Below are 8683 nucleotides of genomic sequence, written 5' to 3'. Positions count from 1 at the left end.
GCGATATATTGGTTAGGTGTATAAAAAATGAACGCAATAAATGACAAAACATCAATAAATTAACTATTTAGAGAGGTCCTATGAGCAAGTTCGAATTCGCACCTATGCCAGACAATCAAGGTTTCTTTGGTGAGTATGGTGGTCAGATTATTCCCCCTGAATTAAAAGGGGCTATGGATGAGATTAATCTTGCCTACGAAGAGATTCGACAAACTCAAGGGTTCCAAGATGAGCTCATGGAACTGTTTCAAGATTACGTAGGCCGTCCGAGTCCAATTTACCATGCTAAGCGGCTCAGTGATAAGCTTGGCGGCGCGCAAATTCACCTAAAACGTGAAGATCTCAATCATACCGGTGCGCACAAGATCAACCACTGTCTTGGTGAAGCCCTACTTGCTAAGTACATGAACAAAAAGAAAGTCATTGCCGAAACGGGGGCTGGTCAACATGGGGTAGCTCTAGCGACTGCTTGTGCTTTGGTGGGTATCCCTTGCGAAATTCATATGGGACAAGTCGATATTGAAAAAGAGCACCCTAACGTCACCAAAATGAAGATATTAGGCTGTAAATTAGTCCCTGTGACTCAAGGAACCGCGACTCTAAAAGATGCCGTAGACAGTGCCTTTGTGGAGTACCTGAACAATCCAAAAGATTATCTCTATGCTATCGGTTCTGTGGTTGGCCCGCACCCTTTCCCGAAAATGGTTCGCGACTTCCAAAGCATTATTGGTCGTGAAGCTCGCGAGCAGTTTCAACAAAAATTCAACAAACACCCTGATGTAATCACCGCCTGTGTTGGGGGGGGCTCAAATGCTATGGGTCTATTCACTGCTTTTCTCGATGACAGTGATGTTAAAATTGTCGGTGTTGAACCGGCAGGGAAAGGGCTAGATACCAAAGAGCACTCTGCCACGCTGACGTTGGGTACACCAGGTGCCATTCATGGTTTTAAATGTTATGTACTTCAAGATGAATCTGGTGAGCCACTGCCTGTCCACTCAATTGCCTCAGGTCTAGATTACCCCGGTGTGGGCCCACAACACTGCTACCTGAAAGATATCGATCGTGTCCATTATCATTCAGTAACGGATGATGAGTGTTTAGATGCTTTCATGACACTATCGCGAGTGGAGGGGATAATCCCAGCTCTTGAGAGTGCTCATGCCGTTGCTTGGGCAATGCGTGAGGCTCCTACGTTATCCAAAGATCAGCAGATCTTAGTGAACCTATCAGGTCGAGGTGATAAAGACGCTGACTATGTGGCGGATAAGCTGGGTTTATAGGCATAATCAATAATCCAATATGACAAAGACTAACGGGATGAAGCTATGCTTTGTCCCGTTTCTTAGATTCAATCTGCTAATTGTCTCTACGATTGAGCCACTTCACGCCGGTATAAATCGCCAACCAAACGACCGTGCGTAAAGACATGGCTCGTAGGCTGTCCACGGCAATAAGTTTGTCTCCACTGTTCAGTAAATAAAGGGAGAACAGTACCATGACGTTGAGAGACAGTATCACTGCGGCCAAATACTGGCTCAGTTTAAGGTTACGCCAAATCAATAACCCCGCGGCAACATAAACACTCCCCATAACTGTGTTATAGATCAGCAGAGGTTTATAGATTGTATACCCAGGGTCAACTCCAAGCAGCACGCTGCTACCAACCGTTATCGTGACCAAACCAAATAACACGGCGACCAATGACATGATGATTTTAATGAACTTCATATCGCTACCCTTTTATGAGGCAGTAGTTAATTATCCAATTGAAACTCTTGGTAGGCGATTTCATGACCATTTACGATAATGGCAATTCCATGAATGCCTGCATAATAAACCCTAGTGGAAATCTTTTTAAATGAATGAGACTTACTTATCAGTTTAATCTTATTTCTATTTTCAGACTCTGATAATTTAAAGACTTTTCTAGTATGAGATCCATTTTTTTTCAGGTGATTAACCGCGTACTCAATACGAAGTTTACCGAGGGCCTGCTGTGAAACCAGTGTAAATTCAAAGGTAATGCTGTCACCAATTCGTGTGACTGACGGCAGTTCAAAATCCTTTATTTTGATATGTTCAGGTTTCTCATAGCCAAACAACGCCATTATGTTTGACTCCCCCTGCTTAAGGAGAGTTCGACAACCGTGTTTGACCACCCAATCCGTCTCTTTTGATCCCCCTATCCACTGTTTAGCTTTGTCGATAACCACGTTGGGATTGTCTTTAGAGATATCGTTTAGATTATTTGCCACACTGCGCCGTACATACTCGCTGTCATCATTTTTTAACCTTTCTAAAATTGTCATTACTGCGCTTGGGTTCTTTTTAAATTCAGGCAGTGCCATGGCCCATGGCAAACGTGAACGACAGCCTTCTGTCGCAAGTCGGCGTACATGGTGATTACCCGATTCCGACCACGCCTCCATTTGTGTCATCATTTTATGGTTATATTTAATAATAAAAGGCCGCACCGCAAATTCAGAGCTTGAGTTCTTCGTAAAGTGCTCTAACGCCACAATAGAATTGTCGTAGTCATCTAAGCCGTATAGCTCTACAAAACCAGGAAAGAACATGGATTCAAAACCTGAAAAATTTGGTGATATTGCCATCAGCACTTCTAGCTGTTCGGGGTATGAGAGGGGGATAAACTGGTTAAACGCTGCAGATATATGTGCCATTCGAGCTTTGAGTTCTTTTTCTTGCCACTCTTTATCAAATATATAACGACTGAACCCTGCAGAATCGAACTCTGCACATTGGACGCTTAATTGTTCACTCAATGCATTGATTAACGCTTCATTGTATAAATTCTTTAACGGCTCTGGCATATTAGTGAGCCTCTAGAAATGATGATTTAACTGTAAAACCATCCCCTTTCGTTTTAGTAAGATCAACCTCTATCGACTGATGACCATAACCGTGTTGATTGCATTTCGCACTCACTACCAGTTTTGTTAGATCCTTAGGAATAATGACATTACATAAACGCCGAGTAAAAGGCTGTTCATTATCATGTGGATGTGCCAGATCCCTCAACCCAAGTTGATTCCCCTTAAGGTCCGCCACCTGCCATCCATCTGCATAATGCTCCCAGCCCTCATCATTATGACGGACCGTAGTACTGAAGCACCATGTGCCTTCATCACTTTGAACTGCATTTACCTGTTCCACCTGAGCGTAGTCCAATGAACTTGATGCCACCTCCATCGCTGTCGACAACGCTAATAACCCTAAAATAAGTCGCTTTTTCATGTTCCCACCATATATGTCTTTGTCGCCGCTGGTTGTGAATACCAAATCTACAGAAGAGTTGTGACAAAAACTGTCAGTATTAAACACGATCTATCATCGATTGCATTTTATTCATTAAGCAGCTTAGTAAAACAGATTCTCTCATTTTGTTTATGGCCATATTCAACAACGTCGGTAATGTGATAACCGTTTCGAATCAACAGCCTTAACATTGAAGGGAATTGATTTTGTGATTTTACCGACAACGAATGATAGCCTTGTTCTCGAACGTAGTGCTCTTGAAATTCTAGCAGTTTTTGCGCAGAGCCTGTCTTTCGATACTTAGGAAGCACCCCACCTAACCAACTATAGAACTCCACTTCGTTTAATGGATAGCCAATTTTAAAGCCGACTAACTCCCCCTGTAACTCATCAACAAGAATTAAAGAACCGGGGATTATCTTGGCAGCCATTTCGCCAATTGAAAGGTATCGTTCTAATTCTGGGATGTTTGAAAAGACCACATGTGCCTCTTCGACTGTTGCTATTCGGATCATTGTGCACCCTAATATTGTATGTATGAGTGACTCATTATAAGTCACTCATAATTTGGATGTTATCACTTTTATTGTCGGTATTAGACGGGAATTTTATCGTACGCATAATGCGAGATGCCGTTATTTTCCTTCAAGCTTAAACCGTACGGTATAACTATTTAACTCTTTGCCCACTTCAGCTAAATTTTTCGCCAATAGTTGATTGTTGGTGGCATTATTTTTTGTTTTCGATGATGTTTCCGCAACATGCACGATTCTTTGATTCATATCTTCAGCAACAATACTCTCTTCTTTCGTTGCTGTCGCTATCTGGGCATTCATGTCATTGATAACCGAAACAGACTGAACAATTTGCTCTAATGCTTCATCAGCTTGCTGTACGTGCTCAACACCAATAATGGCCTGTTTCTGCCCTTCATTTATCACATCGACGGCTTTCAATGCTTGTCGTTGTAGATTTTCAACCATCACTTTTATTTCACAGGTTGAATTACCAGTGCGAGCCGCCAGTGCGCGGACTTCATCCGCAACAACCGCAAAGCCTCTGCCCGCTTCTCCCGCCCGCGCCGCTTCAATCGCCGCGTTAAGTGCTAGCAAGTTAGTTTGTTCTGCAATTTCATTGATCACCTGCAGTACGGTGTTTATCTGCATACTGTCGTCATTTAACGTATTTATCACCCGGGAAGCTGAATCAACTTGCTGGTTGAGTTGATTGATGATCTCTGCTGTGGTTCTCATTACAGAACGCCCTTTAGACACTTCTTGCTCTGCAACTACTGTATTTTCAAGAGCATTGGCACTGCTATTTGCCACCTCTTGAATAGTTAGTGTTATCTGATTCATCGCCGTAGAAATAAGCTCTATCTCTTGGTATTGCTTCCCCATTCCCTCTGCATTTTCAAGTGCTGCATTTTTAAGGCTCTCACTGGAAGAACTGACGTGTTCACTAGAGTGAATCACATTTGACAAAATTGCAGAGAAACCGGCACGAGCTTCATTATAATCGGTATAAAGTGCTCCGATTTCATCAGCGTTATTGGTCAATGGAAGTGGTTTGGTTAAATCACCCTCTGAAAACGCGTTAAGCGCTTCTCTCAATGGTAATAACGGCTTCATCAAGAAACGAGAAACATAAAAATAGATAATGGTAGAAAGTAGCATCAAGGTCAAAATGAGCCCTAGAGTCAGAATCATGTTATCTTTAACATTCTGATTACTTGAACTCTCCATCATTACCACCGCTTTATTCATCTCTTTGAGTATGATTGGTGACCGTCGATCTAAATCAATTATGAGTGAATGTTGCTCCTTATTTTCAGTCACTGAAATGAGCGCAAGAATCCCTTGTCGATAATCGACCCACAAACCGTTCACTTTTTCGAGTTGCAACTTAATCTCAGGTGACATAGGACTTGATATACCAGATGTATCATCGCCATGAGTCAACATATCCATCGACTTTTCAAACAAAATGATAGTTTTTTTAACGGCGTCAACTCGGTCAATATCCACTGAGACTAAAAGTGCTTCTTTCGCAATTCTCTGCGAGAGCATACGCTGTCTACCTGCCATATTGATGGTTGATGCATCTGCCGACATACCAACATAGATGGTAGTCATGGCACTGCAACCTGCAATAACTAAGATAATGTTCAATAGTAATATCTGATTCTGTATGCTTTTAAAACCCAACGTAATAAGAATATTTCTAATAACTTTCATAAACTGACCGAATACCCAAACAGAGTTAGAACAAAAATTGTTGACTAACATAATGACAATGAAATGAATAAATGAATTCTACTGTTTGCATAGGTGGCAAAAATTGATTTGCGCCCAACCCATTCAACAAATTTATATAAAGTATTGAATTTGCGAGGTAAGGCATGTTTAGCTCTCTCTGATTTATCAAAAGTGCTACAATTGATTCAAACTAATAACAATAAATTGGATTTAATAATGGTGATTAAGCTTCAAATGAAAGGATTTCTTGGGCTGGTGTTATTCCTATCTTCTTTTTTCTCGCACAGTGCCATCTCACCTTCTAATACTAACCGGCATGATTTAAACGTACTCGTGTCGTTCATCAATCAACACCAAAAGGTTGCAGATACTTTGGAGCAGATTGATTTTGCAAACTATTCCGTTATTTTTGATAGCGGCTGTGTCGCCAAATTCATCAAACCTGAAAACAGTTTATTGTCACTGATTACCTCTAGTGCTCCTCCCTCACTTCAATTCGATAGCAGCAGCTGCCCATTAACCTATAAAGAAACGGCATCACATCAACAATGAAACAATGGTTGACGTTTGTATTGAGCCTATTGCTTATTGAATCCTTCATTGGACTCTCTTTGACTGCCTCTTATATTTGGGTTGAGCGTGATCTCTGCCCTACCGATAGGTATGCTTCTGGCCACTGTTACGCCGATTGGTTCTCTTGGTATGAATGGGGATTTTACTGCTTGGCAATAATACTCTTTTATAGTGCCATAGTGTGGTTAACATTAAGAGTATTCAGACCGATTAAAAACGCCAATCGTCACATCTGGTTATTGGGAGTAATCTCAACCATGGTGCTGTTTGTTATTGGCACTGATTTCCGTTTCATGATTCAAGCTTTCATCGCTACTCCCTTTATCATCCTTATATCTCTGTGGCTGTCTAATCAAAGAAGTGAGTGAATTCAATGTGGCTAAATGAAGAGAAAGTGAGTGATTCTGCCGTTGCTACCTACCGTGCATCGCTATTGAAAACCTGTCCTAACTATATCGTTATCGATAACTTATTTAATAACTGCAAGCTGAGTGAGATCGTGCACACGTTAGCGCAAACCGAACACTGGCAGACCCAACAACATACCTACTCTGCCCTCTATGTTAATCAGTCTGAGTGGGAAAACACCAGCACCGAACAGCGGTTTGTACAGCGAGACGTGTGGCAACCTGAGGTGTCAATGGTGCCGTCGGAGGATTCAACACTGGCGCAGCATTTCTTATCCTATTTGCGTGGTGATGAGTTTATGTCTCTGTTGTCGCGAATTTTTAAGGTCGAAATCACCGACATTCACGTGGAAGACCCTCAGGTAAATACCAATTATTTTCGACTAGGCGCTTCTGATTTTGTTGAGCAACATGCTGATGACTCTCCCGGTAGAGAGATCTGTATGTTGATTTACCTGAATAAAGCGTGGCGCAACAATGCTGGGGGAGAGCTGGTTTTTATTGGCGAAAATGACCAGAGCGTAAGCATTGCACCACTGTTTAATCGCTGCGTCCTTTTTGCCCCCTCCTCCGATGGCTCTGAGCACTGGGTGAATCGACTAAATGCTGAATATCCTGACCAATACCGTTATAACGTTACGAGCTGGTATTGGTCTGAGTGAGCCTTTAATGACTAACGTTGGGAGAACATTCTCGTGTCTGTCCCAACATAACCTTCTAAATATCAGACAGATATATCACCGTGGCATCATCATGCAATCTTAACCGCTTATACTTTTGAAAATTTTCATCACCCTTTTCCGTTGAACGAATCAACTCCATGACCGGTTGCACACCATCGCGATGACATCGATCCATTAACTGCTCTATGGTGAGCTGATTGTATTTATTATATATGGCGGAATACCCATCACTCATCAAAATAATGTCTTGTATGTCAGAGAGTGGGTACTCTTTATAGTGACCATGACGAATTGCATTTTTATCGTGCTCTAATATGTAATAACCATCTGTCTCATTCATCTTCATTCTATTGTTTTGCAATACCGCTAACTCTTTATTGGTATAACCGTTAAACTGAATATGATTTACCCGCTCATTATTATTAAAAATCATGTCGATGACTTGACTGTCTAGCTGGTCAATCTTGCCATCTACCAGCACCTCTACGGTACCCTGTTTATCTCGAATATTAATTTCACTATCACCTAAGCCAAAACACTCTATGGTATGGTTATTGATTCTTACGATAATGATAGAGGCTGTTGAACGATCCAGTTTTGACAGTGTGCGGTAATCAACGTATTGATTAAATTCTCGATTGAGTTGATCAATACCCTCCTCAAGAATCGTTACGATGCTTTTATTAAACTGTTCAATATTATGCAATAAATAGGTGTTCCACCAGTTAACGACCCAAACGATATCACTAAACGCATCGGTATAATTGGCTTTGCTTAGCGATAAGGCACCATCTAAAACCCAAAAACAGTGCTCAGTATGGCCGAAGATATCTTCATTGAACGTTTTACATGTATCGGTAAATGCATCAAAACGCATAGTTATTCCTTTCAATTATTGAGGCATAGCCCACATAAAACCTATTAAAAATCAGTATTATAACACTATCAACATCATAAGTCGTTCCACGAATTACTTTTTAGTTACCCCTTATTTGACCTTTTCTCTTTCTAGAAACTGAGCCATGTTATCCAGATCTAAGCGCGTAATATCTTCAGCGCCAAGTGCCACCCACTTCTCCTGTTTGTTATCCAGTAAACAGTAAACTTGTTTCCCTATCTCAGTCAGATCACCAGTTTAGCCTTTTTGTGCCCTGGATTGTCTATCCACGTGAGTAGCCCGCCTTTGACCATGATATCAGCCACACGCTGAGTCGCTTGTCTACTTTGGCCCATCGTGCGTCCCGTTAACATGGACACGTTAACATGGACAGACACTGAAGGATCCCCACAAAATTAAATCCTAAGCTCTTGAGCCACTTTAATTTTTTGGTAGAACATTTTTACTGTTATTCGCCAAGATAACATTGTTATCTTGATTTTTATGTTTTTGAAAACCCGTTTTCCCAAGGTGAAGTAACTTAGTACCTTTCTATTCTTGATTGTGTTTGCTTGAAATCGCCTATGAATTCCAAGGGCTTCAGAC

Annotated in this window: 11 protein-coding genes and 1 pseudogene; 4 read left to right on the top strand and 8 right to left on the bottom strand. The window is 41.4% G+C overall.

Annotated features, from left to right (window positions below; all coding sequences use genetic code 11):
• Positions 1-80: 80 nt before the first annotated feature.
• On the top strand, positions 81-1283 hold the full coding sequence (gene trpB, locus L4C32_RS19610) for a tryptophan synthase subunit beta (RefSeq protein ID WP_428198583.1): 1203 nt from the start codon (positions 81-83) through the stop codon (positions 1281-1283).
• Positions 1284-1359: 76 nt separating this feature from the next.
• Here trpB and L4C32_RS19605 read toward each other — a convergent pair whose 3' ends face one another.
• The 5 genes from L4C32_RS19605 to L4C32_RS19585 form a co-directional block, all read right to left on the bottom strand.
• Complete coding sequence (locus tag L4C32_RS19605) at positions 1360-1731, bottom strand: hypothetical protein (protein ID WP_428198582.1); 372 nt, start codon at positions 1729-1731, stop codon at positions 1360-1362.
• Between the two features lie 26 nt (positions 1732-1757).
• The gene (locus tag L4C32_RS19600) at positions 1758-2834 is read right to left on the bottom strand and encodes a DNA alkylation repair protein (RefSeq protein ID WP_428198581.1); all 1077 of its coding nucleotides are present in this window, start codon (positions 2832-2834) and stop codon (positions 1758-1760) included.
• A gap of 1 nt (position 2835) precedes the next feature.
• Positions 2836-3258, bottom strand: coding sequence for a hypothetical protein (locus L4C32_RS19595; RefSeq protein ID WP_428198580.1), 423 nt, complete (start codon positions 3256-3258; stop codon positions 2836-2838).
• Between the two features lie 107 nt (positions 3259-3365).
• Entirely contained in the window at positions 3366-3794 is a 429-nt protein-coding gene (locus L4C32_RS19590; protein ID WP_428198579.1) for a GNAT family N-acetyltransferase, read from the bottom strand.
• Between the two features lie 120 nt (positions 3795-3914).
• Positions 3915-5516 (bottom strand): methyl-accepting chemotaxis protein, encoded by a 1602-nt coding sequence (locus tag L4C32_RS19585; protein ID WP_428198578.1) that lies wholly within the window; start codon positions 5514-5516, stop codon positions 3915-3917.
• Between the two features lie 93 nt (positions 5517-5609).
• Here L4C32_RS19585 and L4C32_RS19580 point away from each other — a divergent pair, with 93 nt between their 5' ends.
• From L4C32_RS19580 to L4C32_RS19570, 3 genes are read left to right on the top strand one after another with little or no spacing between them, the layout of a single operon-like run.
• Positions 5610-6089 (top strand): hypothetical protein, encoded by a 480-nt coding sequence (locus tag L4C32_RS19580; RefSeq protein ID WP_428198577.1) that lies wholly within the window; start codon positions 5610-5612, stop codon positions 6087-6089.
• Entirely contained in the window at positions 6086-6478 is a 393-nt protein-coding gene (locus L4C32_RS19575; RefSeq protein WP_428198576.1) for a hypothetical protein, read from the top strand. Before L4C32_RS19580 ends, L4C32_RS19575 begins: the two co-directional genes overlap by 4 nt.
• A gap of 5 nt (positions 6479-6483) precedes the next feature.
• Positions 6484-7179, top strand: coding sequence for a 2OG-Fe(II) oxygenase family protein (locus L4C32_RS19570; RefSeq protein WP_428198584.1), 696 nt, complete (start codon positions 6484-6486; stop codon positions 7177-7179).
• A 55-nt stretch (positions 7180-7234) separates the two neighbouring features.
• Here L4C32_RS19570 and L4C32_RS19565 read toward each other — a convergent pair whose 3' ends face one another.
• The 3 genes and pseudogenes from L4C32_RS19565 to L4C32_RS19555 form a co-directional block, all read right to left on the bottom strand.
• Entirely contained in the window at positions 7235-8077 is an 843-nt protein-coding gene (locus L4C32_RS19565) for a protein phosphatase 2C domain-containing protein (protein ID WP_428198575.1), read from the bottom strand.
• A 245-nt stretch (positions 8078-8322) separates the two neighbouring features.
• A complete protein-coding gene (locus L4C32_RS19560) occupies positions 8323-8475 on the bottom strand; it encodes a MarR family transcriptional regulator (protein ID WP_428198574.1) in 153 nt (50 codons plus the stop codon).
• Between the two features lie 18 nt (positions 8476-8493).
• Positions 8494-8683: pseudogene (locus L4C32_RS19555) on the bottom strand (hypothetical protein); the annotation flags it as partial.

It is taken from the genome of Aliivibrio kagoshimensis (assembly GCF_050337105.1).
Taxonomy (GTDB): domain Bacteria; phylum Pseudomonadota; class Gammaproteobacteria; order Enterobacterales; family Vibrionaceae; genus Aliivibrio_A; species Aliivibrio_A kagoshimensis.
The sequence above is the reverse complement of the archived record's forward strand: the minus strand, read 5'-3'. Positions and strand labels throughout refer to the sequence as shown.

Bases quoted from the DNA above. Each gene is read 5' to 3' on its own strand.
- trpB (WP_428198583.1), top strand. From the start codon at position 81: ATGAGCAAGTTCGAATTCGCACCTATGCCAGACAATCAAGGTTTCTTT.
- L4C32_RS19605 (WP_428198582.1), bottom strand. From the start codon at position 1,731: ATGAAGTTCATTAAAATCATCATGTCATTGGTCGCCGTGTTATTTGGT.
- L4C32_RS19600 (WP_428198581.1), bottom strand. From the start codon at position 2,834: ATGCCAGAGCCGTTAAAGAATTTATACAATGAAGCGTTAATCAATGCA.
- L4C32_RS19595 (WP_428198580.1), bottom strand. From the start codon at position 3,258: ATGAAAAAGCGACTTATTTTAGGGTTATTAGCGTTGTCGACAGCGATG.
- L4C32_RS19590 (WP_428198579.1), bottom strand. From the start codon at position 3,794: ATGATCCGAATAGCAACAGTCGAAGAGGCACATGTGGTCTTTTCAAAC.
- L4C32_RS19585 (WP_428198578.1), bottom strand. From the start codon at position 5,516: ATGAAAGTTATTAGAAATATTCTTATTACGTTGGGTTTTAAAAGCATA.
- L4C32_RS19575 (WP_428198576.1), top strand. From the start codon at position 6,086: ATGAAACAATGGTTGACGTTTGTATTGAGCCTATTGCTTATTGAATCC.
- L4C32_RS19570 (WP_428198584.1), top strand. From the start codon at position 6,484: ATGTGGCTAAATGAAGAGAAAGTGAGTGATTCTGCCGTTGCTACCTAC.
- L4C32_RS19565 (WP_428198575.1), bottom strand. From the start codon at position 8,077: ATGCGTTTTGATGCATTTACCGATACATGTAAAACGTTCAATGAAGAT.